This is a genomic window from Paraburkholderia sp. MM5477-R1 (genome assembly GCF_050436385.1).
GTDB lineage: Bacteria > Pseudomonadota > Gammaproteobacteria > Burkholderiales > Burkholderiaceae > Paraburkholderia > Paraburkholderia tuberum.
In genome coordinates this window covers 1661863-1686983 of record NZ_JBNDMC010000006.1, presented here as the reverse complement: position 1 = coordinate 1686983, position 25121 = coordinate 1661863, and the positions used below count along the sequence as shown (strand labels likewise).

At 64.0% G+C, this 25121-nt stretch carries 21 protein-coding genes and 1 pseudogene; 10 read left to right on the top strand and 12 right to left on the bottom strand.

Annotated features, from left to right (window positions below; all coding sequences use genetic code 11):
- The first annotated feature begins 11 nt into the window (after positions 1-11).
- Together OKW35_RS26165 and OKW35_RS26160 are read left to right on the top strand one after the other, a co-directional pair.
- Positions 12-1310 (top strand): MFS transporter, encoded by a 1299-nt coding sequence (locus OKW35_RS26165; RefSeq protein ID WP_184066240.1) that lies wholly within the window; start codon positions 12-14, stop codon positions 1308-1310.
- Positions 1311-1363: 53 nt separating this feature from the next.
- Positions 1364-2146: a substrate-binding domain-containing protein gene (locus OKW35_RS26160; RefSeq protein ID WP_429553568.1), complete on the top strand. Its 783-nt coding sequence runs from the start codon at positions 1364-1366 to the stop codon at positions 2144-2146.
- Between the two features lie 40 nt (positions 2147-2186).
- Here the strand turns inward: OKW35_RS26160 and dctA are convergent, their stop codons facing one another.
- A complete protein-coding gene (gene dctA, locus OKW35_RS26155) occupies positions 2187-3494 on the bottom strand; it encodes a C4-dicarboxylate transporter DctA (RefSeq protein ID WP_429553567.1) in 1308 nt (435 codons plus the stop codon).
- A complete protein-coding gene (locus tag OKW35_RS26150; RefSeq protein WP_429553566.1) occupies positions 3491-4459 on the bottom strand; it encodes a LysR family transcriptional regulator in 969 nt (322 codons plus the stop codon). The genes dctA and OKW35_RS26150 overlap by 4 nt, the downstream gene beginning before the upstream one ends.
- Positions 4460-4938: 479 nt before the next feature.
- On the opposite strand from OKW35_RS26150, the gene OKW35_RS26145 reads away from it, so the two are divergent.
- Together OKW35_RS26145 and OKW35_RS26140 are read left to right on the top strand one after the other, a co-directional pair.
- Entirely contained in the window at positions 4939-7086 is a 2148-nt protein-coding gene (locus OKW35_RS26145; protein ID WP_429553565.1) for a molybdopterin-containing oxidoreductase family protein, read from the top strand.
- A gap of 458 nt (positions 7087-7544) precedes the next feature.
- The gene (locus tag OKW35_RS26140; protein ID WP_429492375.1) at positions 7545-7856 is read left to right on the top strand and encodes a hypothetical protein; all 312 of its coding nucleotides are present in this window, start codon (positions 7545-7547) and stop codon (positions 7854-7856) included.
- Positions 7857-7862: 6 nt separating this feature from the next.
- Here OKW35_RS26140 and OKW35_RS26135 read toward each other — a convergent pair whose 3' ends face one another.
- The 3 genes and pseudogenes from OKW35_RS26135 to OKW35_RS26125 form a co-directional block, all read right to left on the bottom strand.
- A complete protein-coding gene (locus OKW35_RS26135; protein WP_429553564.1) occupies positions 7863-8756 on the bottom strand; it encodes a class I SAM-dependent methyltransferase in 894 nt (297 codons plus the stop codon).
- Between the two features lie 273 nt (positions 8757-9029).
- Complete coding sequence (locus OKW35_RS26130; RefSeq protein ID WP_184066259.1) at positions 9030-9701, bottom strand: SagB/ThcOx family dehydrogenase; 672 nt, start codon at positions 9699-9701, stop codon at positions 9030-9032.
- Positions 9702-9951: 250 nt separating this feature from the next.
- Positions 9952-10096, bottom strand: a pseudogene (locus tag OKW35_RS26125) (nitrate reductase); the annotation flags it as partial.
- Between the two features lie 182 nt (positions 10097-10278).
- Here OKW35_RS26125 and OKW35_RS26120 point away from each other — a divergent pair.
- The 4 genes from OKW35_RS26120 (at position 10279) to OKW35_RS26105 (ending at position 16838) form a co-directional block, all read left to right on the top strand.
- Complete coding sequence (locus OKW35_RS26120; protein ID WP_018422973.1) at positions 10279-11112, top strand: class II glutamine amidotransferase; 834 nt, start codon at positions 10279-10281, stop codon at positions 11110-11112.
- A 309-nt stretch (positions 11113-11421) separates the two neighbouring features.
- Positions 11422-12714 carry an NRAMP family divalent metal transporter gene (locus tag OKW35_RS26115; protein ID WP_429553563.1) on the top strand — a complete coding sequence of 431 codons (1293 nt, stop codon included), beginning with the start codon at positions 11422-11424 and terminating at the stop codon, positions 12712-12714.
- Positions 12715-12926: 212 nt separating this feature from the next.
- Complete coding sequence (locus tag OKW35_RS26110) at positions 12927-14291, top strand: metallophosphoesterase family protein (RefSeq protein ID WP_429553562.1); 1365 nt, start codon at positions 12927-12929, stop codon at positions 14289-14291.
- Positions 14292-14591: 300 nt separating this feature from the next.
- Positions 14592-16838 carry a sensor domain-containing protein gene (locus tag OKW35_RS26105; protein ID WP_429553561.1) on the top strand — a complete coding sequence of 749 codons (2247 nt, stop codon included), beginning with the start codon at positions 14592-14594 and terminating at the stop codon, positions 16836-16838.
- 102 nt (positions 16839-16940) lie between these two features.
- Here OKW35_RS26105 and OKW35_RS26100 read toward each other — a convergent pair whose 3' ends face one another.
- Positions 16941-17195, bottom strand: coding sequence for a DUF4148 domain-containing protein (locus OKW35_RS26100; protein WP_429402940.1), 255 nt, complete (start codon positions 17193-17195; stop codon positions 16941-16943).
- Between the two features lie 134 nt (positions 17196-17329).
- Between OKW35_RS26100 and OKW35_RS26095 the strand changes: the two genes are divergently transcribed.
- The gene (locus OKW35_RS26095) at positions 17330-17479 is read left to right on the top strand and encodes a hypothetical protein (protein WP_429553560.1); all 150 of its coding nucleotides are present in this window, start codon (positions 17330-17332) and stop codon (positions 17477-17479) included.
- 59 nt (positions 17480-17538) lie between these two features.
- Positions 17539-19299, top strand: a complete 1761-nt coding sequence (locus OKW35_RS26090; protein ID WP_429553559.1) for a tannase/feruloyl esterase family alpha/beta hydrolase — start codon at positions 17539-17541, stop codon at positions 19297-19299.
- 33 nt (positions 19300-19332) lie between these two features.
- Here the strand turns inward: OKW35_RS26090 and OKW35_RS26085 are convergent, their stop codons facing one another.
- From OKW35_RS26085 to OKW35_RS26060, 6 genes are all read right to left on the bottom strand, one after another.
- On the bottom strand, positions 19333-20790 hold the full coding sequence (locus tag OKW35_RS26085) for a serine/threonine-protein kinase (RefSeq protein WP_429553558.1): 1458 nt from the start codon (positions 20788-20790) through the stop codon (positions 19333-19335).
- A gap of 40 nt (positions 20791-20830) precedes the next feature.
- Complete coding sequence (locus OKW35_RS26080) at positions 20831-21709, bottom strand: c-type heme family protein (protein WP_184066283.1); 879 nt, start codon at positions 21707-21709, stop codon at positions 20831-20833.
- A gap of 86 nt (positions 21710-21795) precedes the next feature.
- Positions 21796-22785 carry a hypothetical protein gene (locus OKW35_RS26075; RefSeq protein ID WP_429402935.1) on the bottom strand — a complete coding sequence of 330 codons (990 nt, stop codon included), beginning with the start codon at positions 22783-22785 and terminating at the stop codon, positions 21796-21798.
- A gap of 165 nt (positions 22786-22950) precedes the next feature.
- Positions 22951-23502 carry a hypothetical protein gene (locus OKW35_RS26070; RefSeq protein ID WP_429402933.1) on the bottom strand — a complete coding sequence of 184 codons (552 nt, stop codon included), beginning with the start codon at positions 23500-23502 and terminating at the stop codon, positions 22951-22953.
- A gap of 53 nt (positions 23503-23555) precedes the next feature.
- The gene (locus OKW35_RS26065; protein WP_429402932.1) at positions 23556-24482 is read right to left on the bottom strand and encodes a hypothetical protein; all 927 of its coding nucleotides are present in this window, start codon (positions 24480-24482) and stop codon (positions 23556-23558) included.
- Positions 24483-24503: 21 nt separating this feature from the next.
- Positions 24504-25109: an OmpA family protein gene (locus OKW35_RS26060; RefSeq protein ID WP_429553557.1), complete on the bottom strand. Its 606-nt coding sequence runs from the start codon at positions 25107-25109 to the stop codon at positions 24504-24506.
- Positions 25110-25121: the final 12 nt, after the last annotated feature.

The following is a 25121-nucleotide window of genomic DNA, read 5'->3' as shown; positions in this document are numbered from 1 at the left end:
GAGACACATTGATGCACCCCTCGCCCTCTACCCTTTCGCTGGGACATTCAAAGGCCGCGGCGGTTTTCCGCGTGACGGCCGGAAATTTTCTGGAGCAGTTCGACTTCTTTCTGTTTGGCTTCTATGCGACGCAGATCGCCAACGTCTTCTTTCCGGCCGGGAGCGAATTTGCCTCGTTGATGATGACGTTCGCGGTCTTCGGTGCCGGTTTTCTGATGCGCCCGCTCGGCGCGATCGTGCTCGGTGCGTACATCGACGACGTCGGCCGCCGCAAGGGGCTCATCGTCACGCTCTCCATCATGGCGAGCGGCACCATCCTCATTGCGTTCGTGCCGGGCTACGCGACCATTGGCCTTGTGGCGCCCGCGCTTGTGCTGCTCGGGCGGCTGTTGCAGGGCTTCTCCGCGGGTGCGGAGCTGGGCGGCGTGTCGGTGTATCTCGCCGAGATGGCCACGCCCGGCCGCAAGGGCTTCTTCACGAGCTGGCAGTCCGCGAGCCAGCAGGTGGCGATCGTCGTGGCCGCGGGCCTCGGCTTCGCGCTCAACCAATCGCTGAACGCCGCTACCATCGCGGCGTGGGGATGGCGCGTGCCGTTCTTCGTCGGCTGCATGATCGTGCCGTTCCTCTTCGTGCTGCGTCGTAATCTGCAGGAAACCGAGGAGTTCAAGGCTCGCCAGCATCGCCCGAGCATGAAGGAGGTATTCACGACGCTGGTCCAGAACTGGACCGTCGTGATTGCAGGCATGATGCTGGTGGCGATGACCACCGCGAGCTTCTATCTCATCACGGTCTACGCGCCGACTTTCGGCAAGACGGTCCTGCACCTCAGCACCGCCGATAGTTTGCTTGTGACGCTGTGTGTGGCCGTGTCGAACTTCGTGTGGCTGCCGATCGGCGGAGCCCTCTCCGACAGGATCGGCCGCCGGCCGCTCCTCATCGCCATGACGGTGCTCGCCATCGCGACCGCGCACCCGGCCCTGTCGCTGCTCGCTCACGCGCCCAGCTTCCTCAACATGCTGCTCGCCCTCCTTTGGCTCTCGTTCATGTACGGCATCTATAACGGCGCGATGATCGTCGCACTGACGGAAGTGATGCCGGCGCAGGTACGCGTCGCGGGCTTCTCGCTCGCCTATAGCCTCGCGACCGCCGTATTCGGCGGTTTCACACCGGCGATCTCCACGGCGCTCATTCACATGACAGGCGACAAGGCCGCACCCGGCTACTGGATGAGCTTCGCGGCAGCGTGCGCCCTGATGGCCACGTTTGCACTCTATCGCCGCCGCGCAGCGACGCTGACTCCGGCGCACTGATTCGCGTCTCGCTCCGCATGCGGCTAAACACACAATCTGACACGACTCCGATCATGAGAAATCTGTTTCTGAAACTATGCGCCGCAGCACTGGTCGCAACCTCGGCTGTTGCGGCGAACGTGCAAGCCGCCGACCTGCACGTCATGAGCTCGGGTGGCTTTACCGCAGCGTACAAGGTGCTCGGCCCGAAGTTCGCATCCGCGACGGGCAACACGCTCGACACCGCGCTTGGTCCGTCGATGGGCAAATCGCCCGAAGCGATCCCCAACCGGCTTGAGCGTGGCGAGCCCGCCGACGCCGTTATCATGGTCGGATATGCGCTTGACGAACTGATCCGGAAAGGCAAGGTCATCCCCGGATCGCGGGTCGAGCTGGCCGATTCGCGCATCGGCATGGTCGTGCGCGAAGGAGCGGTGAAACCCGATATCAGTTCGGCAGAAGGCCTCCGGCAGACCCTGCTGCATGCGAAGTCGATCGCGTACTCGGACAGCGCAAGCGGTGTCTACATTGAGCGGGAGTTGTTCAGGAAGCTCGGCATCGAGGATCAGGTCAAGGCGAAGGCGAAGATGATCCCGCGGATTCCAGTAGCCTCGGTGGTGGCGAACGGCGACTACCAAATCGGCTTCCAGCAGGTGAGCGAGTTGCTGCCCGTCAAGGGGGCGACCTTCGTCGGAAAGATTCCTGAGTCCCTGCAGTCGGTCACGCGTTTCGCCGCCGGCATTCCCGTCAGCGCACAGCATCCGAAGGAAGCGAAAGCCCTGCTCGACTACCTCGCTTCACCTGGCGTACAGGCAGACGTCAAATCGACAGGGCTGGATACCGTCTCCGCTCATTGACGCAAACCTGAATGAAGGCTTGCCTCAGGCGGCCTTCCTGTCACATCCCCGAGGTATCTCTCGCGGGATCCGCACCGTCCGCGCCGCCTGGCGCTGCCGCCCCGAGCATTCGCGCAAGACGCGTACGATCGCAAGCACCCTCCCACATCGAAACGAAGATCACCGCGCAGGCGTTGCTGATCACGCTCGTCAGGGCGCGCGCCTCGGACATGAAGCGGTCGATGCCCACCAGTAGCGCCACCCCGGCGACGGGCAGATCGGGAATCACCGTCAGCGTCGCGACGAGCGCCACTAATCCGCTGCCCGACACACCCGCCGCCCCCTTGGACGTGAGCAACATAACGGCGAGCATCATCGCGATCTGCGGCGCGGAAAGCGGCACGTCGCACGCCTGCGCGATGAACATCGAGGCGAGCGTCAGATAGATCGCGGTGCCGTCGAGATTGAACGAGTAGCCTGCGGGCAGCACAAGCCCCACCACGCCCTTGTCGCAGCCGAGCGCCTCAAGCTTCGCGATCAGGCGCGGCAGTACCGGCTCCGTCGACGATGTCGCGAGAACGATGAGCAACTCCTCGCGCATGTAGCGCAAGAGCCGCCAAAGTGCGAAGCCGTGCAGCCGCGCGAGCGGAGCGAGCACCAGCGCAATGAACAGCAGGCATGCCACGTAGAAGGACACCATCAACATCCCGAGCGATCCGACCGAGCGGATGCCGAAGCGGCCCACCGTGAAAGCCATCGCGCCGAATGCCCCGAGCGGAGCGAGTCGCATGATCATCGCGAGGATGCGGAACAGGGCCTGGGCAATGCCGTCGATGAGCGCGAGCACCGGCCTGCCCGCCTCCGGACAGGAATTTAGCGCAAAGCCGAAGAGCAGCGAGAGCAGCAGCACTGGCAGGACCTCGCCCTTGTCGAAGGCGCCAAGCATCGTCTCGGGGATGACGCTCAACGCGAATGCGACAAGGCCGCCCGGCTGCGCGTGCTTCGCATATTGCGCGAGGATGCTCGCGTCCAGATGGTTAGCGTCGATGTGCATGCCCTCGCCGGGTCGCAGCACGAAGGCCGTGACGAGTCCAAGCGCAAGCGCCACGGCTGTCAAAAAATAGAAGAGTCCCAGCGCCTGAAAAATTGTGCGCCCGATGGCCTTCCCGCTAGCAAGCGACGTGATCCCCGAGACGATCGTGCAGAAAACGATCGGCGCAATCATCATCCTCACGAGGCCGATGAACCCGTCGCTCAAGGGCTTGAGCAGCGGGCTCGCTTGCGGCAAGAAGTGACCGAGCGCCATGCCGAGCATCATGCCCAGCAAAACCTGCAGATAGAGCGAACGAAGCGGTCTTGCCAACCTCATGATGCGGCTTTCCTGCCTGGCCGCTCTTTTGGAGACGTGTTATTGCCCACGGCATCGCTGCATGCGACGCCGCCGCGCTTCATCTCGACAATCGTTCTGTGAAACTCCTGCGCAGCCGGTGTAAGTGGACGTCCACGGCGTCTCACGATTCCCACGCGCCGCTTCACCACCGGTTCGACGAGCGGCACGCTCGTGAGGATGGGGTGATCGCGCCCGGGCATGGCCATCGACGGCACTGCGGCGACACCGAGCCCCGCTTCGATTAAACCGAGCATGGTCGTTACGTGACGCGTCTCGCAGACGCTCGGCGCATGCGGCGCCACGGCCGACAGCGCCTGATCGAGCAACAGTCGGTTGCCGGAAGTTTTGTCCACCGAGACGTACTCGTGCTCGTAAAGCTCGTTCCAGGTCACGCGTATTTTGCGGGCGAGCGGGTGATCACGGCGGCAGGCGGCCACGAAGCGCTCCTGCAGCAGAACCTTGAACTCGACCTCGGACTCCTGGCTGCCCAGAAAGCTCACGCCGAAATCCGCCTCTCCGCTGATGACGGCGCCAAGCACCTCATTCGCGCTCATATCCAGCATCTTGACCCTGATGCGCGGGAAGCGGCGATGATAGCTCGCGACGGCGCTCGGCAGGAAGTAGTAGGCCACCGAAGGCACGCAGGCGATGGTGACATGTCCCAGTCGGCTCGAAGAAACATCGCGGATGCCGAGCAACGCGACGTCGAGATCATCAAGCAGCTGCTCGGCGCTCGGCGCGAATACCCGGCCGACGGTGGTGAGCGTGACGCTGCGCGTGGTGCGCTCGAATAGACGCACGCCGAGTGCTTCCTCGAGCTTGTCGATCCGGCGGCTCAAGGCCGGCTGCGAAATGCTCACCGCCTCGGCGGCCTTGCGGAAGCTTCCCAGTTCCACTACTGCTCGAAACGCCTGCAAGTCGTTCAAGTCGAAGTTGATACCCACGAGTCATCCTCCACATCCTGGATGCGGCTATTTTGCATGAAGCGGCTCAAAGCGCCCATTGCGAACTACGCCCGTTCGCTCGGCCCTCCGGCGGTACTGCAGACGTGAGGCGCGACGGGCCGGTTTCACGGACTCAGCCGTCATTCATATGAGAGACGCGGGCATCGCCCTCTGGCCGACAACGGGCGAAAGCACGGCGCGCCAAAGTCGTGTGAGACAGCAGCAGGGCGCTAGAACAGCGAGGCCTCTCGATGACAGTGTCGGTCGGGCAGCGGCGCTCGCAACAGGTCGCCGGGCTATTTGCCAAAATATGAACGTCGTTTATAATAGCGAATGAACGGCCGCAACCTGGCGGCGATCTAACGCTAGTCGTATGCGGGTGCTCTGTCATCGCGCAGGTATCCGGCACGGCTTCAACCTTTACGCCGAAAGTTGTGGGTGGTTACGAGGTGTGGGCCACACTACACGAGGAGCTCGCCGTGCCACGCGAAGCCGTCACCGCCTGCCGCATCTGCGCCGGCAACTGTTCACTGCGCTTGACCCTGGACGACGCCGGACGCGTCGTTGCTGCGCGCGGCGACCGCGACAATCCGCTCACGCGCGGCTACGCCTGCATCAAGGGTGCGTATCTGCATGAGGCGCATAACAGCGCCGAGCGGCTCCTGCACCCGCTGAAACGGCAGCCCGATGGCAGTTTCGTGCAGATGCCACTTGACGTGATGCTGGCCGAGATCGCGGCGCAACTCCAGGCACTGATCGAGCGCCACGGCGCCGATGCGGTCGCAGCCTTTCGCGGCACCATGAACTACTCTAACCTCGCCGCCAATCATATGTTGCCCGCCTTCCTCGCGGCGCTGGGTTCGAATTCGTTTTTCTCTACAATGACCATCGACCAGTCGGCCAAATGGGTGGCATTTGAGCGACTGGGCGGCTGGGCTGCCGGCAAAGATCCGTATGCGCTCGCCGACGCGCTATTGTTCGTCGGCACCAATCCGCTGGTGTCGCTATCCACGTTCAACTTTGCATTGCAGAATCCGGTCAAGCAGCTCCACGAAGCGAAGGAGCGCGGCCTTAAGCTGGTGGTGATCGATCCACGAGAGACCGAGACCGCCCGCCATGCCGATGTCTTCCTGCAGGTGCTGCCGGGCGAGGACCCGACCGTCCTGGCTGGCCTGCTGCGCATCATTCTGTGTCGCGGCTGGCACGATGCTGAATTCTGCGCGCGCTACGTCAAGGACCTGCGACGACTGGCGCGCGCGGTCGAGCCGTTCACGCCCGAATACGTCGCCCAGCGCGCCGGCGTAAGCGTCGAAGGGCTCGAAGCCGCCGCTGCGGCCTTCGCGGAACCGGTGCGGGAGGCCGGCGGCCTGCGTCGCAAGCGTGGCTCGGCCGCGTCGGGAACCGGGCCCAACATGGCGCCGCACTCCAATCTGGCCGAGCATCTGGTCGAATGCCTCAACGTCGTGTGTGGCCGCTTCGCTCGCCCCGGCGACCCTGTACCGAACCCCGGCGTAGTCGCCCCACGCTACCAGCGCCGGGCCGAAGTGATTGCGCCACGCCGTTCCTGGGAATCCGGCTGGAAGAGCCGTGTCGGCGGCTATGGCATGCTGTTCGGCCAGAAGATGAGCGGCACGCTGGCCCAGGAAATCACTACGCCTGGCGCCGGCCAGATCCGCGCGCTGTTGGTCGACGGCGGCAATCCAGTCGATGCCGTGCCCGACCAGCGCTGCATCGCCGATGCGCTGCGCCAACTGCAACTGCTGGTATGCATCGAGCCTTTCATGACTAACACTGCGCGGCTCGCGCACTATGTGATTCCACCGAAGCTGATGTTCGAGCGCGTCGACCTGCATTCGCGCGACTATGAGTCCTACATCATGTTTCAGCCTTACGCACAATACTCGGCCGCCGTGGCGACGCCGCCGGAGGGATCCGAAGTCGTGGACGACTGGTTCGTATTCTGGGATCTGGCGCGGCGCCTGGGCAAGACCATCATGTTCGACGACGTTCCGCTCGATATGCGCACAGCGCCGACCACCGAAGAGCTGCTTGCGATCCTGGTTCGCCACGGCTCGATCTCATTCGACGAACTGAAGCTGTACCCACAAGGGAAAGTCTACGAGATCGAACCGATGATCGTGCAGCCCGGCGAGCCAGGGAACGCCGCGCGCTTCGACGTGATGCCGGACGACGTCGAGTGCGAACTGGCGGGCGTACTGAACGAAGCGGGGGCGCCGCCGGGGTTCACGCATCGCCTCGCGGTGCGGCGCGTGCGCGACGTGCAGAACACCATGTACCACCACCTGCCCGCGGTCCGCCGACGCATGCCGTTCAATCCGGCCTTTGTGCATCCCGATGACCTGGCTGCTCAAGGACTGACCGAAGGCCAGTGCGTGGCCATTGTTTCGCCGCATGGCCGCATTCGAGCTATCGTCAAAGGGGACGCCGCACTGCGCCGAGGCGTCGTGTCCATTCCGCACGGCTGGGGACCGATGCCCGACGAGGAGCCCGAGACCTACGCCGGCGCCAATCCAAACCAGTTGCTCAGCACTACAGTTGGTCTTGATCCGATCAACGCCATGCCGGTAATGAGCGCGATGCCGGTACGCATCGAAGCGGTAGTCTGAATCGCAAGAGAGAACCCCGTTCGAATCGAACGATTTGTTTCCGAGCGCGACGATGCAGCTACCCGGCCGTCCTGCTGAATCCGCCGCTCACGACCGGACGCTCGCGCCGCTGCTGTGAGTGGCCGCAGCGGGTCGAGATGGAATGGACACCGCCCTCCCTCCGGGGAGGACCGTGCGCATTTTCCAGCCGCACGATGGATATTCTTCGAGCCCGAACTGCGAGAACATGGCCGCGCCCCGCTCTAGCAATGATGCGCAGCGCCGGCGACACGTGGCGCGTCGCTTGCTTCGTTCACAGATGCAGGCGAGAGGGGGTGGTTTTCCCCCAATGGGGCCGCAGATGGACGGTCGAGCTTCGGAGTCGTGCGATCTGCAAAAAGCGAACAGGCAATGAGACCGAGCTGGGAAGAGTCGGCATCCCGCTTGCGGCACCGAGCGGGATACGAATGAGGGTGACAATGGATAGCGTGCAGTGGGAGTACGGCGATTGCGCGGTGCTGATCCGCGCACTGCGCAACTGGGTTGACCGCTACTGCCCCGCCGACTACACGCGGGTCAAGGCCGAGATCAGGCAGCTCATCGACATGGTGGAACGGGCCGGACCGCGCGACGCGATGTTTCACGGTCGTCTCGATGCGGCCCGCTCGCTGATCGTGCTCGGGCGACTGTCGGACGCGCTGGACTGTGTCGATACGCTACTGCGGGTCGTGCAACAAACTGAGCGCAGCCCAACGCGTCGGCCGATTACCGCCCGCGGCTGGCGCCCGTAGAACACGCTAAGGCTTGACGAATCTCAGCGTCATGCGATCCGATTCACCGATTGCGGCGTAGCGCGAGCGGTCGACGTCACCGCCCGCGTAGCCCGGCGGCAGCGACCATACGCCATGCGGATAATCTTTCGTATCTCGCGCGTTCGCGTTGATTTCGCTGCGTTGCGCGAGCACGAAGCCGGCCGCCTGTGCCCGGTCAATCACGAAAGCTTCAGTCACATATCCGGTTTCGATCATCTGCTGTACCGTCGAGCCGGGCCGGGCGCGATGTTCTTCCACACCAAGTTCGCCCCCGTGCTTCAGCGCGTCATGGAACGCACGCAGATTGGCATCGAGCTGCCCATCCTTGATCCAGTTGTGAATGTTGCGAAAAGTAAGCACGCGATCGAACCGCTCGTGCGCATCGAAGCCGAAAAACTGGCCCGCGTGCAATGTGCCGACCACGACGTTCCCGTAGATTGCGGGGGCGCCCGCGAGCTTGCGCAAATACTCTGCATCGATTGACCGGTCTTCCGAGGCCAGGTCCGCGGACGTGCTCAGATATTGCGCTTCGTACAGATGACCCGCGTCGTGCAGATAGGGCGCCAGAATGTCCGTGTACCACCCGCCGCCCGGCGCGATCTCCAGCACGGTTTGCGTCGGACTCAGATCGAAGAAGCGCAACGTCTGCGCCGGGTGACGATAGACGTCGCGCGCCCGGGCGGTCTGACTGCGTTGTGGATTGGCGACCGCCAGGTCGAGCGCCTTCGCCTCGGAAGCTTGCGAAGGCGTGACATGACCGCTCAGCTGTGAGGAGGAAACGCATCCGGCCATGATCGTCGCGATCATCGTCATCGCGAAACGGGCAGCACGACGCTTCGAATATTCCACCAGGGTCGAGCGCACGAGAATCGGCTTCATAGGCACCACGCGGAGTTGACATGGCACACACGATACCCGCTCCTTCGAAGTTCGTGTTTGCCGCACTGCTGGCCGGTGCATCGATGTCTGCGCATGCCGTCGCGCCGGGAAGGACCCCAGTCCTCGAACCCGCGTGTCAGGGAGCGGGCGATGCCTTGTAGGTGTCTTCTATTGCCGTCAGCGTATCGAACGCGAGGTCCAGGTCCTGTTTGAAAGTATCGAGTACCTTTCGTTCGCGGGTGGGGCGCGTTCATTTCATTCTCACGCAATGACTTAGACCGGAAAACCTACCGGGACCAAATAGACGACGGTCTGGGCGTGAGGCAGGCCGAGCTTGCGCGCCGCCGGAGCTCCGTCGACGGCGCCCACGGTCACCGCGACGAGCCCAAGCGTGACGACCTGGAGCAGCATGTTCTGGGTCGCGTGCCCGACCTCGAGATCGGCATACAGATTCGCTCTCCCGCCATACCTCGCGCTCAGCCGACTGGGGTCGGCGGCCACCACGAGCAAGGCCGGGGCCGCCTCGACGGACGCCTGGTTGACCGCCAGTGCTCTCAGCTCGGGGCGCAGGTCGTGGGTCGCCCGCGTCTCGGCCCGGTGGCCATCAGGCAGATAGTGCATCACCTCCGTGGCGGTCACCACGTAAAGTTCGAGCGCGTACAAAGCGCCGGCCGCCGGAGCCGCGCGCTTGCCGTCCGAGCTGGTGATGCCCTGCCCGGCCCACAGCAGTTGGCCAATGGCCTCGACCGGCAGCGGCTTTGGCGCGAATCTGCGCACGGACCTGCGCTTCTCGATGGCTTCTTCGAGGGACATCGTGCCTTTGAGGTTGGGCTTGGGCAGATCGATCTGACCGGTGAATTTCGCCTGGCTTGCCTGCGCGAGGCCGGTAGAACCCTCGGCGAGCGCGCCTGCGGCCAGCGCAACCAACAGTTCACGGCGTTTCATCGGCACCTCCATCAGCAAGAAAGCAGGCTGGCTGGCAGAGCCTGCAGCCTGCGCGAATCTCAGTGCTGCACATTTGCCGCCTCGTCTTTTGCGGGGGGAGGTCCGTCGAGCGGCAACGGCGCAGTCGACCACTCGCGCGGAGCAAACACGAACACGGCTAAGCGACGGAACCCACGACCGGTGTGCGCCGCACTTCCGACAGGTAGATCAGGATCAGCGAAACCCAGACGATCTCGGTGACGACGCCCATGGAGCGAACTATCTTGTCGTGCTGCCAGCGCTGGCGGTAAGCATCCTCCCATTGCCGGTCTTCATCTGTGACAGCACCATGACCATCCGAGATCTGGGGACGGGGGGGCCGTAAAGTAACGTAACCTGTCCAGAAAGTGGCTCATGCGCCGTCCTGCCTCTATCAGATCAGGCCGGTGCAAGCTCAAAGCGATGCCCGGCACGCAAGCACCTAAACGCCATCTGGCATAGTGACAGGTACGGTGTCTGCCTCAATCGGACTTTGGTCCTACAATCGCCGCCCGCGGGTGGTGTAGGGTTGTCACGCGCAACCGACAGGAGAGCAATCATGTGCCGCTGGCTCGCTTATACCGGCAATCCGCTTCAGCTCGAAACCGTGCTGTTCAACGCCCGGCATTCGCTGATCGATCAGAGCATGCATTCCCGGCTCGGCGCCACCACCACCAATGGCGACGGTTTCGGGATCGGCTGGTATGGACATCCCACTGACATTCCGTTTCGCTACCGCTGCATCCAGCCCGCGTGGAGCGACCGCAATCTACGCGAGGCCGCGCGGGCAATCCACTCGCCGCTGTTCGTCGCGCACGTGCGCGCGGCGACCGACACGCCGTCGCAGGAAACCAACTGTCATCCGTTCCGCCACGGCCGCTGGCTGTTCGCGCACAACGGCCTGGTGCGCAACTATCCGGCGGTGCGCCGCGACCTGATGGTGAAGATCGACCCCGATCTGTTCCCGTCCATCGAAGGCTCGACCGATTCCGAGGTGCTGTTTTTTCTCGCGCTGACCTTCGGGCTGGAGCTCGCGCCCGTCACCGCGCTCGAACGGATGGTCGGCTTCGTCGAAGCCACCGGCCGCCGGCATGGCGTGGATGAACCGCTGAACATGACCGTCTGCGCGACCGACGGCGAGCAGATCATCGCGGTCCGCTATTCGAGCGAAGGACAGTCGCGCTCGCTGTTTCACAGCACGTCGTTCCGTCATCTGCGCGAGTTGTATCCCGACGACGAGCGCATCAAGACGGCCGGCGAGAATGCGTTCCTCGTGTTGTCCGAACCGCTCGCGGACTTGCCGGGCTTTTGGGAGGAAATTCCCGAGAGCACGGCGGTGGTCGCGCGCGGCGGCGAGATTGGGCAGTATGCGTTCAAGCCGCGACTGGACTGAGCCGCGCCAAGCCAATCGTGCTCGAAGACTTGCCTGACGCGATCGACGAGATCCACTTGCGGACGAAGCCTCTTGCACACCATGCGTGACGGTGTCCGCCGGCACGGCCCAAAGTTCGTTACTCCCGTTTAGAAACTCGCATTTCCGCGCAATGTCAGCGGAGGCGCCTTGCGCATCTTCGCCGGTGCGCTCGTCGAGCGCGTCCATGATGTGCAGCCGATTCCTATGCCCGCCTCCCGAAGCCGCGCGACGCTGGCACGAACGCCCGGGCCCGCGACTTGCTAAACGTTGCCGCGAGGTGACACATATATGAACGACGAAAAATTGATCGAGCCGGAATCCGCCGTACGCGATTCCGTGGAGCGATCCTGGATCAGACGCCTGGGCCCTGGCCTGATCACGGGCGCCGCGGACGACGATCCGTCAGGAATCGGCACCTATTCGCAGGCCGGCGCGCAGTTCGGATTCAACCTTCTGTGGGTGATCCTGATCACGTATCCATTGATGACCGCAATACAGCTGGTGAGCGCGCAGATTGGCCGGGTAACCGGCAAGGGCCTCGCATCCAACATACGCGCGCATTATCCGGCATGGCTGCTGTACGGCGCGGTCGCCCTGCTCGTCGTGGCGAACGTGATCAACATCGCCGCCGATCTGTCGGCGATGGGCGCCGCGGCCGGATTGCTGCTGCCAGGTCCGCAGCACCTTTATGTCGTCGGCCTCGGGACGCTCTGCGTCATTCTGCAGATTTTTGTCCCCTACGACAGTTATGCGCGCGTTCTGAAGTGGACCGCCCTCTCGCTTCTCGCGTACGTCGCGGTCGCATTCATCGTTCCGATCCCCTGGGGTGAAGTCGCGCGCGCCGTTGTGTTGCCGCGCATCTCGCTGACGTCGGACTATCTGACCATGGTCGTCGCGGTGCTGGGCACGACGATCAGTCCGTACCTGTTCTTCTGGCAGGCGTCGCAGGAAGTCGAAGAAATGCGCTCGGCACCGGAACAGGCGCCGTTGCGCCGCGTACCGCACCAGGCGCCCGCGCAGTTGCAAAGGATCCGTTTCGATACGTGGGTTGGCATGGGGGTGTCCAACTTCATTGCATTCTTCATCATGTTGACGGCGGCGGCTACGCTGCATCTGCATCACATCGACGTGAAAACCTCGGCCGATGCCGCGCGCGCGCTCGAGCCGTTTGCCGGGCGCTTCGCTTACGTCCTGTTTGCGCTCGGCATCATCGGAACCGGCCTGCTCGCGCTGCCGGTCCTCGCCGGCTCGGCCGCCTACGCCGCCGCGGGCAGCTTTCGCTGGCGCAGCAGTCTCGCGTTGCATCTGACACTCGCGCGTGAATTCTATGCGGTGATCGCACTGGCCATCCTGGGCGGTGTGGCCATTACCTTCATGCATTTCGACCCGATCCGCGCGCTGTACTGGAGCGCGGTGATCAATGGCGTTACCGCGGTGCCGATCATGGTCATCATGATGCTGATGGCGCGAAGCCGGCGGGTCATGGGACAGTTCGCCGTCAAGGGCGTGCTGGCCTGGGGAGGATGGCTCGCAACGCTCGCGATGGCGCTGGCGGCTGTGGGCGTGTTCGTGCCGTCGTAACAGACGCGTGCCACCGCGAACCCGGCTTTCGCACGGAACAGCGGTGCGCCGCAATTCGGGCCGCACGGGTTGCGCAACGGCAAGCGGATCTGAACTTCCCCGTTTCGGGTTCGTCTGAACGGTGCATCCGGCCGGCGCCAGCGCCGTCACATGCTGACGGTTTGCCGACAACAGCGTGGCCGCTCCCGTTCGCCGATCAAGGAGGATTGCAAATGCCGAAAAAGCGTTCAGATGAATCATCGTCAGCCGCACGCGGCAACCGCAGCGACAGGATTCTCGCCGCGCCCGTTTTCTCGCAGCCACAACCCACGCCGGACCCGCAAACTTTCGTGGTCAGGCACGCATCCGATGCCGCAGCCTACAAGGTCATCGACGAACTGAACCGCGAGCACAAGCTGAAGGCGCTGCCGTTTCCGCCACCGCGCGGCGGCGCCGAGCCCCGGCTGACGTTTGCGGAGGTGGTGGACAACAACCAGAAGCTCCTCGATACGATCAGCGCGAACGGACAGATCGTCTTTCACGCCACCGGCGATTGCGGCAGTACGAAAGGTCCGGTCACCCAGAATGAAGTTTCGGACAAGATGGTCAGCGACTTCGACGAAGCCGATCCCGCCGAGGTGCCGCAATTCAACTTCCTGCTGGGCGACATCGTCTACAGCTTTGGCGAAGCGCAGTACTACTACGATCAGTTCTATGAGCCGTACCGCAACTATCATGCGCCGATTCTCGCCGCTGCCGGCAATCACGACGGAATGGTTTCGCCGTTGCAGCACGAGAAGAGCCTGCAGGCGTTTCTGAGGAACTTCTGCTCCGACTGCTTCCAGGTCTCTCCCGATGCGGGCAACCTTTCACGGACGGCGCAAATTCAGCCAGGCGTTTTCTTCACGTTCGAGGCGCCGTTCGTGCGCATCATTGCGTTGTACAGCAATACGCTCGAGGACCCAGGCGTGATCGCGGACCGTCACATCGGCAACAGCCAGCTGAAGTTCCTGAAAGCGGCGTTATTGCGAGTGAAGAAAGAGAACTATCGAGGCGCCCTGCTTTTCGCGCATCACCATCCGCCCTATGTGGCGCGCGGCCGTCATGGCTGGAGCGTCGCAATGCAACAGCAGATCGATACGGTTTGCAATGAGGTCGGTATCTGGCCGCATGCCGACCTCGCGGGACACGCGCACAACTATCAGCGCTTTACGCGAACCCGCTCCGATGGCACCCACATCCCTTACATCGTTTGCGGGAACGGCGGTCACGCCGTACAGCGACTCACCACCAACGGACAGCCGCCCCTTCGCGCGCCGCAGCTGATCCAGGCTGCGTCGAAAGACACGGATGCCGTGGTCCTCGAAAGCTACGACGACCGCAACTTCGGCTATTTACGGCTCGTCGCCAACGCGAGGCAACTGCGTATCGAATACCATCCCGCCGTTGACGGACCCAACACGAAGACCCCCGACGATCAGGTGACCATCGATCTGGCCACCCGGCAAGTCGCTCACTACGTGGCTCGCGACTCGGGAATACCCGCTCTTGCGGAGCGCATTCGTCAGTTCGCGCAGGTCAAGCCCCACCAAGGCTGATGGGCGCGCAATCCGCCCCCGATCTCATGCGAACCGCGGTTCCCGCGCGTTTCCCCGCATTAAAGATTTGTGACTTCCTACCGTAATAATAAAAGTGAGGCCGGCTCGCAGCGTTCGAGCCGTCGCTCAACCCGGTAGTCGGAGAACAGCGTGAGATTCAAAGCGACTTCGTGCCCTAAAGAAACCAAACCGATTGAGTCCCGGGTCGATAGCGACGCACATGCCAATGGCTGGTCAGCCCGCAACCAGCAGTTTCTTTCCTATTTCCTGTCGCGGTACGGTCAACGCAGGACCATACCGTTGTCGAGTCTCTGCATTGCCGTCGTTGCCGGCGTTGGCATCGGTGCTCTTGTGCATCAGGCGGCCGGTGAAGCGGCGATTACCCTACGTGTCGCATTGTCGATGGTGTCGGGCGTTGCCGGCCTCGCGATCGTTCGTCGCAAGCTCGGCCTGGATTACGCGCGGCAAAGCGCCGCCACCGCACTGGCGAGCGGGCTTCTGCACGCGAATCGCGACTGCCTGAAGGTGCTCGCTACCGACGGAAAAATGCTGCGGGTGTCGGAGCATGGCGCGATGTTGATGGAAGCGGAGTCACCGGAGCAACTGTCCGGCGCGGACTGGCTCGCATTCTGGACCGGCGAGGACCGCACGGCGGCCGAGAAGGCTTTGGCGGGCGCCGTTTCCGGCAAGAGCACATCGTTCACTGGAAGCTGCGCGACGACGAGGGGGCGTACCAGGTGGTGGAACTCCACGCTCACGCCAGTGACGGGCGACGACGGTGCGGTGAGCGCGCTGCTTTGTGCTTCCGAGGACGTCACCCAGCAATCCGAGCTGTTGAAGACACTGCGCGAACGCGATGAATTGATGCATGAGATGGAGTTGCATGTCCGGCTCGTGTTCTATTCGTGTAGCTCGCATTTTGAACACTGTCATCATGTCAGCGCAGGTGTCGAAAGCGTGTTCGGCATTACGCCTCAAGAGCTTGGCAACAGGCCTTCCGCGTGGCTCGATCTCGTGGTGCCGGAGGATCTGGAGCCATTGCTCGCCGAGATGAACCGCGTCGCGTCCGAGGTGGCGGAAGGTCGCGTCGAATACCGCATCCGCCGTCCGGATGGTTGCCTGCGCTGGATCAGAAGCACGGCCTATCCCGTGTGCGACGGCTCCGCGAACGTGGTGCGCATCGTCGGTGTCAGCGAAGACATCACGCTGGAACAGGAACGCCTCGCGGCGCTCGACCATCTGGCCTACACCGATGGCCTGACAGGTTTGGCTAACCGGGGCGCGCTGATCCGCCAGATGAAGACGCTTTGCAGGCAGAACGTCGCCTTCAGTCTGATGTTCGTCGATCTCGACCGATTCAAGGTCCTGAACGATACGCTGGGCCATACGGCCGCTGACCGTCTGTTGCAGGACATCGCCAAAGTCATTCAGGGAGCGCTTGCGCCGGATGCCTGTGTAGCGCGCCTCGGCGGAGACGAGTTCGCGGTGATCGTCAGGGGCGAGAGCGACAAGGCCACGTTGGCGAGCCTGGCGCAGTCTCTGCTGAACCTGTTTTCAAGCGACGTTCGAAAAGACCACGCCGCGCCGTTCGTCACGGCGTCGATCGGCATATCGATCTTTCCCGAGCACGGCCGCGATCACGAGGCGCTGCTGACGAGCGCGGATATCGCGATGTATGCGGCGAAAAAAGGCGGTCGCAACGGCTTCCGGTTCGCCGACGAAGCATCCAGCGATGTGCTCGGCGATTTCGAACTCGAGTGCAATCTGCCCACGGCGCTGGCGTCGAACCAATTCGTGCTGCATTTCCAGGGTATTCATGAGCCAGCCTCTCTGGCGGTGAAAGGCGTCGAAGCACTGGTTCGATGGAATCATCCAGCACGAGGCCTGGTGGGTCCGGGCAGCTTCATTCCGATCCTCGAAGAAAGCGGGTTCATCGTCGAAGTCGGGGCATGGGTCGTGGACGCGGCCCTCGCTCAACTGGCCGTCTGGCAGGCCGCCGGAAGGAAAGAGCTGTCCATGTCGGTGAACGTGTCCGCGCGTCAGCTCAGGGATGACTCGCTTGTCGCCATAGTCGACCAGGCGCTGCGAAAACACCGGGTGCCGCCGCGCTGCCTCCAGATCGAATTGACCGAAAGCGCGTTGATGGAAAACCCCTCGCTCGCGCAGGCAACGCTGATGGCGCTCAAGCGGCTTGGCGTGCGCATCGCCATCGACGACTTCGGAACGGGATACTCGAGCCTGCGTTATCTGGCCGATTTTTCGCCGGACATCGTCAAGATCGACCGCTCGTTTACGGCCCGGCTGGGACGCGACGCGGCGGCCGCGTCGATCGTTCGGGGCATCATTCAGATGTCGCACGAACTCGGCATCAAAGTGACGGCCGAAGGTGTCGAAACGAATCAACAGCTGCATGCGCTGCGCGACGCAGGCTGCGACTATGTGCAAGGGTTCTTTTTGACGAAGCCGATGAATGCGGAGAATCTGGTTCAGTGCGAAAGCTTCGTGCCTTTGTCCGCAGCGGGAGCAACCAGCTACTGCTCCCACTGACGAACAGCTCCGCGACGACCGGGCGCAATTAGCGATTGCCGGCCTCGACCTACATACGATGACGCAGCCAACCCGGTTCCGCTCCGGTTCTCGCCTTTGCCCTCAATGCGTGCGCACCGGTTGCCCGCTCTGTCCCGCACTCATCGCCGCGCCTCGTTCCGCTCGATGCATGGCCGCGACCTTCGCTTCGGCAGCTTGAATGTCGGCGGGATACGAACCATCGTCGCCGACCGACGGGTTATATCCGGCCGCTTCCAGCTCCTCGAGTTCGTGCATGACTTCCGCACGGGTGACTTGATGAGGTTCGGGCTCCGACGCAGTTTGCGCATACAGGCTCGCCGAATTGGCCATCAACATCGCACCGGCTTCGCAGTGTCGAGCGAGTACGACACTCTGGCGTGCGCGCGATGACGATTCGGCGCGCGTTGCGTGAGTTAGCGACTATGATTGATTGGTTGAGTTTGGCCGACCGGAACCACATCGACAGGCCGATGAAAGACTTCTACCAAATCGAATGCAAGTGCGGATATGCGGTGTCGGGCGGTATTGCGCGCAAGACGCGACGTGGCGTTGAGCACGCGGTGGCCGCGCCGTTGGCAAAAACAACAAAGGTCAAAGGTCATGGGTACGTCATGGCATAGGGGGCTGATGCCGCGACGTCCGGTGCCGTCTCCAGGCCTCATTGGAAGGAGACACGGCGATGAACTTGAGCAGAGAGTCGTGGCGCGCGCGTGGGCGCGTGCCGTCGTGGGTGGGGGCGTGCTGTGTGCTGGCGCTGTGCGCCATGTGGAGCCACGGCGCGTACGCGGGTTCGTCAGCAGGACAATGCCAGGGCGAGGCATGCAAAAGGCACGAGCCACCACCCCGATCGAAACTCAGCTGTCCGAATCTGAATGGATTGACCATCCGCGCCCGTGAGATCGGTCTGCCGACGACAGGCGCCGTCGTCACCTCGACGACCCAGGTGGCGGCGAGCGGCAGCGGCGCGACGGCTACCGGATCGTACTGCCTCGTGGCCGGCGCGATTCATCCGGTCGATCCATCCGCGCCGGACATCCTGTTCAACGTCGCGTTGCCGGACCAGTGGAACGGCAAGATCCTGATGCTCGGCGGCGGGGGTTTCGACGGCTCGATTCCCGCCATCACAGGTAATGTGCCGAGCGCGCCGGCGGCTCTGCCGGGACCGTTGTCGCGCGGCTACGCGGTGTTCGCGAGCGATTCCGGGCACGAGGCGAGCAACGGTTCGGTGAACGGCGCGTTCTCCGTCAACGCCGAGGCCTACGACAACTTCATGGGCGAAGCGCTGAAGAAAACGCATGACGCCTCGCTCGTGATCATCGACGCGCATTACGGCACACATCCGTCCAGGGCGTATTTCGCGGGCGGCTCAACTGGCGGGCGCGAGGCGCTGACCGTCGCGCAGCGCTGGCCGCGCGACTGGGACGGCATCATCGCGTTCTATCCCGCGTACGACTTTACGACGCTGAGCCTGCAGCAATTGCGCGTGACCGAAGGCTTCGCAGCGCCCGGCGCGTATCTCGACACAGCGCAGCGCGCGCTGCTGCTCAACGCGGTCATGCAGGGCTGCGACGGACTCGACGGCGTGGTCGACGGTCTCATCAGCAACGTGCAGGCGTGCAATGCGACGTTCAACCCGGCGACGGCCAGCGTCGACGGCAAGCCTTTGCGTTGCGCCGGCGGTATCGCGCGCGGCGACACGTGCCTGTCGGACCGGCAGATCGCGGCGCTGAACACGATGAACACGCCGCTCGTGTTTGCGTACCCGCTCGAAAGCGGCGAAACGCTGTATCCCGGCTATAACGTGTATGGCGCCGATCTCGGGGTGGGCAGCAGTTCACCGCTCGAAGGCACCGTCACGACGCTCGCGCTCGGCACGACGCAGCCGTCGTATCCGCTGCAAAGCACCGCGATGTTCGACGGCCAGATCGCCGACGACTTCGTCCGCTACACGGTGATGGACAACCCGGACGCAGACTCGCTGCAGTACAACCCCGCGATTGCCGGTCGATGGTCCGGCCGCGTCAGCATGCTGTCGGGGCTTGACGCGACCGATGCGAACCTGACGCCCTTCATGCGGCACGGCGGCAAGCTGCTGATGGCGCACGGCACCGTCGATCAGACCGTCAGCACGCGGGCAACCGAGATTTACTATCAGCGCATGCTGGTGACGATGGGCTTTGGCGCGGTCGGCTCGTTCGCGCGCTTCTATGAGATTCCGGGGCTGCAGCACGCGGTCGGCACCGAGTTCAATGCGTCGTGGGACTCGCTGACGACGCTGGAGAACTGGGTCGAGCACGGCACACCGCCGGCGCATCAGGTGGTCACCGATACGGAGGGTGTGCCGGGACGCACGCGGCCGCTATGCCAGTATCCGGCGTGGCCCAGCTATAACGGCGCGGGCGACGTGAATAGCGCGAGCTCGTTTACCTGCGTGCAGTGAAGCCGGTCAGGGAGAGGCTTGCCGGTCGCGGCGCTAACTGGATGAATCGACATCGTGCCGGAATCGACGGCGTTGCGCGGGGTCGGTGATGCAGTCCTCGACCCGCTGGACGAACTCGTCGAAATTCGCGGCGTGCCGCGCCTCGCGACTGGCGATCATCTTCGCGATCGGGCCCAGATAGACGGCCAGTTTAACGGCGACGGCATCGATGCCGGCCTGATCGATCGCACTGTCTGGTGTCGTGCCTGCGGCGCTCGCGGGCGATACAGCCGATACCTTTGCGGCAGCCGTCGCGACGCGTGAGCCCGGCGATGACGAGGTCATCATCGACATATCGGGCAAGCCAGCCGTCAGCCGCGCGAAGGCCTGCTCGAATTCGAGCCGCGCCGTGTCCGGCAACGCCGCCGCCAGCTGCGCGCCGAGCGTCGGCAGGTCGTTCGTCTGGGTGGCCGCGCGTCGCACCAGCAGGCTCGCGAGCGGGCCCATCTGGGTCGCGAGTTGGCGTTCGATGCGCGCGAGCATCTCGGCCGGCCAACTCGGCGGCGCCGAAGGCACGGGCACAGGTGCGGGGCCGACGCCCGTCGCATGCGCTGGCAAGGAGGCGGACGCTGACCAATACGCGGACGGCGTCACGATAGTCCGGTCATCGTCGGCCGCCGCCAGTGAGACGGCCAACGACCTCAAGCTCGCGAGCCATTGCGCGGCCGAACCGAAGCGGTCGTCCGGCCGCCTCGCGAGTGCTTTCGCGACCATCGCGTCGAGCGCCGGCGGCAACGCGGAGACGATTTCCGATGGCCGGGCCGGCGCATCTTTGATGATCTTCTGCCTGATCGTGGCCGGCGAGCCGACGAACGGCTGGCGGCCGGTCAGCATCCGGTACAGCACGACGCCGGCTGAGAACAGGTCCGCGCGGGCATCCACCGATTCGCCCTCGAACTGCTCGGGCGACATGTAGCTCGGCGTGCCGATCATCCACCCGGACGAGGTTGCGGATGAGCCGATGCGCGCGACGCCAAAATCGGCGACCTTCAGAAGCCCCGCCGCCGTGACGAGCAGATTCGCGGGCTTGATATCGCGGTGCACGACGCCGGCCTCATGCGCATACGCGAGCGCGGCGAGCAGTTGCGTGAGCCAGTGGAAAGCGTCCGACAGAGGCAACGCGTGGCCCGGCACCAGCAATGTATCGAGGCCATGCCCGGCGACGTACTCCATCACGATATAAGCCGTATCGCCGTCTTCGCCGAAATCGTGGACCGTGACGATGTTCGGATGCGCGAGCCGACCGGCCGCGCGTGCCTCGTTGCGAAAACGCAGCAGCATGTCGCCACTCGTGTCCTCGCCGGCGAGCAGTTCGCGACGCACGGTTTTCAGCGCCACCGGTCTTTCCAGGTGCGGGTCGAACGCGAGATAGACGACGCCCATGGCGCCCGTCCCCAGCACGCGGTCGATGCGGTACTTGCCAATGCGCGTAGGCGTTGCTTCGTTGCTCATTCGGGTTCCGGTCGAGGGGCGCCTGGCCGATCACGCCAGCTTACGCCCCCAGCATCCGCAGCGCTTCGACGAGACTCGTTTTCATGCGGTTGAACGAGACCGCGAGCGAGGCGATTTCGTCGCCGCCGCGCGTCGAAAACGATGCGGTGTCGAGCTTGCCGAGGCTGACTTCGTCGGCCGCGCGCGACAAAGCCTTGAGCCGCTTCGTCACGAGGAAATGCACCATCAGGTTCAGCGCGATCAGCACGCATCCGAACACCGCGGCGAACGACAGCATGAACGTGCGCCAAACGCTGTGCGCCTGTCCCAGCGGCAGCGACATCGGCACGGACACGACCTGCGCGCCGATCGTTTCATGCAGGGGCCAGTTGAAGCCGTTCGCCGGCCCGTATTTGTCGATCATCGTGCGCGGCGCCGCGCTGGGCGTGCTGTGGCATTCGAGGCACGCGGCCGAGTCGATGCGGGTGGGCCGCGCGATGTACAGGCTGGGGCCCGACGGCGTCGCGCGTTCGCCAATCAGTTCGGGCAATTCGGGGTGGTCATGCAGGCGCCGGATCACATCGGTCTCCCAGTCCGTGGCGCGGTCGCGCGGGTTGGTCGGATCGAGCATCGCGCTCTTGTACGAGAAGCCCGGAAACTTCTTCTGGATCGCGAGCAGGCTCTCGACGGCGGAATACGCGGGAATCGACTGCGGGACGAACGCGTATTTGATCTGCGTGGAAAGCAGCGGCGTCACCTGATCGGACGTGTAGTTCTGCGCTGCGGTAGCGGCTTCGATCATCAGGCTCGCTTCGCGCACGGTTGTCTGCACCGCGTTTTCCTGCAACACCCGGTCGGCCACGAAACCCGCCGCGGCGAATCCGGCGGCGAACACGACGAGGAAGGCGAGATTGAATTTCAGAGTCAACGACAGGTTCATGGCTGCTCCACGCGAATGGTGTGCAAGGGCGTCAACGCCTGGTGGTGCATGGTACGTCAATGCGCGTCGGCGTCGTCCGGCGTAGGTTAGTTCCGGTATAGCCAACTGGGGACGGATTCGGGACGCACCGCCGGCGGCGCTTGCGCGGGCCTTTTGTGTGGCTCGCTCGCCGGGCGTGGCGGCGGCGGATGCAAAATCGGCCGCCATTCCGGCAAAACGTCCAGATGGGCGTCGACCTGCGCGCGAAAGGCCGCTGTTTTCAGGCGCGGCACGAAGCGTTTGACGAAGGTGCCGCGCTCGCTGACGCTGCTCGTGAGCCAGTCGGAGACGTCGGCGTAATCGACGGCGCGCAGTGGCGCGGCAAGTTCGTGCCTGCTCGCGAGCCGTCCCGCCATCCCGACCAGCGCGTCCCGAAAGCCTGGCGGCATCGTGCCGATGAACTCCGCGGATGGCCGGGCTTGCGCGCGCAGGGGCCCGTCGGCAAGTCGCTCGAGGTACTGGCCCGCGTGCAGGATTTGCCTGGGCGCCTGGGCAGGGGCGCGAACGACGACGATCGCGTCATCCCCGGACTCCGCGAAGATTGCGGCGCGCTCGCCGGTGGTCATCGCGACGACCGACCACGGACCATTGCCTGAAGGTTTGATGTCGAGGCCGTGAAGTTCGATCGACAGCGGCGGTTGCGCGCCTGCGCTCACCTTGCAGCCAACCTTGAGCCAGCCGCTCAGCATCGTGATTCGCAGCGGTCTCGCCGCGGCGTTTTGCGACGTCGACGGCGTTTTGAGCAGTATTTGCGTTTGCGGCCCGAGCGCGATCAGCGTCCCCGCGCCGTCTTCGAGTTGCGCGGATTTGCCGGCGTCGGTTTCGATGATGTCGTCGTCGCGCAGCCTGGCGCCCTCGCCCGTCCGATACAGCGAGGCGCCGCGAATCACCGACACGGGACTCTCGGCGAACGAGACGACGACGTCCGCGTGGACGAGCGGCACCGCCGACGCAAACAGCGCCAGCGCGCCGCCCGCGCGTGCGCGCAGGAAGGCTGACGCCAGCATGACGAGGAAACGGTGAGCGGATGGCATCATCGGGGTCCGTTACGTCGGTGTCTGCGGTACTGTTTATCGTAGACGGTCCGATTCGTCGAGGGGTTCACCGACGAAGGCCGACACACGGCGTATTTCCCCAATCGCGGCGCGCGGCTTTCAAAAAGACGCGCATCGCGTTGTTTTTTGCGGACCGCCGCGCTTGCCTCAATTCGCAAACGTCGCCAGCTTGAACGTGCATGCAGTCGCCCCCGGCATCAGAAGCCCCTGCTCCACGCCAACGGGCACCTGACTATTGCCCGGCCCGTACAGCCAGTAGGTGAAGTAAAGCGCTCCCGCATGGCTGACCGCCAGTCGTTCCAACGCCTGGAACGGCCCCGAATTGATCTTGCCCAGCTGCGGCACGAGGTTGATATCGGTCGAACCGCCGAGCGTGTGCGGAATGGCGTGCCCCCGGTGATAGGTCCCGCCGTTGGCGAGCGGATGTCCGCGCATCCGCGTCGCGATTTCCTTGCGCGCCACCGTACTCTTTCCCTGACTGATTCCCCACGCTGCAATGAGGCGCTCGGTCGTCATATCAAACAGATATGAAAACTGGCCGACGGAACTTTCGAGCAATTCGCACGATGCCACGCGCCGAACATAATCATCAGCCCACAGGGCGACCAGCAGCGGGGCCACCTCGTCGCTAAACGCAGCGGTCGCATGCGCGTGCGACAGGCGCGGCAAAATGCGGTTGAGTTCTGCGTAATCCGTCATGCGTCACCTCGACAGCGTGTGTCGCGCGATTCGCGCGGCTCGCTTCGTCCTTGCTATCCGCTCGCTCTCGCGACCGCCTCCTGCAAGCGCCGCCGCACCTTGCCGACATCGACGCCGCCAGGTCCCGGCGTGTCGCTGATCGGCATATAGCGCGCAGGCGTATGCAGCAAATAGGCCTGCATCTCATCGATCACGATCCGGTCGCTCGGGTCGTAGCCGAGATTCTCCAGTTGCCGGGTCAACTCCGCGCGTTCCTCGAAGCTCAATACCTGCCACCAGAACGCGCGGCACGCATGTGCGTATGCGCCGTCCGAAAAGTACCGCCAATGGCCTAATTCGTGACTGAGGATCGCGGCCCTGACGGTGGCGTCGATCATCTCGCCGCCTGGCGCGCGACCCAGCCCGGGAATGGTGATCAGAAAATCGTGTGCGTTCGTCGCTTTCGAGATCCCCTGCTCCTCGCGAATCAAACGCCATCGCACGAGAATCGTCTGCAACGTGCGCTCGCCCTGGTTCAGCACCACGCCCTGCTCGCGCGCGAGTTCGAAAAAATGCGCCAACTCCTCCGTGCTGAAGTTGTTGCCCGCCGTCAGCCCGGCGGGGTCGGTGCCAAAGCGCCGCGCGTGAGCCGCGATGGCCGCCGCCGACACCACGCGGTCGCGCGGCATATCGCGGCGTTCGAGCAATGCCACCACGCGCGCGAACATCGCACCCTGTTGCTCGAGGCTGGCCGCCTGCATCACATGGAGGCCGGGTTGGTCCGTCACGGTGAACAGTTGCAGGCGCGCATCGGGGGCCAACGCGGCGGCGAGCCGGGCAAGCGGCAAGCGCACCGCTCCGGTATCGTCGCCGACGGCCGCGGGTCTGTCGGCGGCGTTGTTCGAGTCCTGCGGACCCGCGGCCAGCGCGATCGTGGTGACGCACGCGAACAGCAGCGCCGCGCCCGTCGCCACGTTGCAATACACGCGATAACGTGTCATCGGCGGCAACCTCGAAAGCGCCTAATCCGTGACCGTGACGATCGTCACCCGACGGTTCTCGGGCGCCGTCGGATTGCGCTTGTTCAACGGATCGGAAGAACCTTTGCCGAGCGACGATAGCCGCTCCGCCGAGATACCGTCTTTCTGCGTCAGATATTCGACCACCGCGGCCGCACGGTCTTCGGAGAGCTTCATGTTGGCATCGGGCGACCCGCGAGGATCGGCATGCCCTTCGACGCGAAACCGGTACGCCGCGAGTTTCTCCGACTGCAATGCACCGGCGACCTTGTCGAGCGCGGCCTTCGCGCTGTCGGTGAGCGTGGCCGAATTGGTGGCGAACGTGATCAGGATTTGCGCGGCGGGTTTTCTCGCGGGCGCGGGGGGCGGCGCGGCGGACGGCGGCTTGTTCGACAGCACGAAGCCGCGCGTCACGACGTTCTCGCCCGACTCGCTCGACTGGTCGGGCTCGAGCGCGCGCGTCACCGACTGCTCGTTGATGTCCTGCTCGTTCAGGACCGGTTCGGCTGCGCGCGAGGCCGTGCACAGCAATGCGAGCAAGCACAGCGTGGCGGACAGAACGCCGCCCGGAATGCGTCGTGCGGAAGACGGATGGGTCAGGCGTGACATACGGCGATCTCC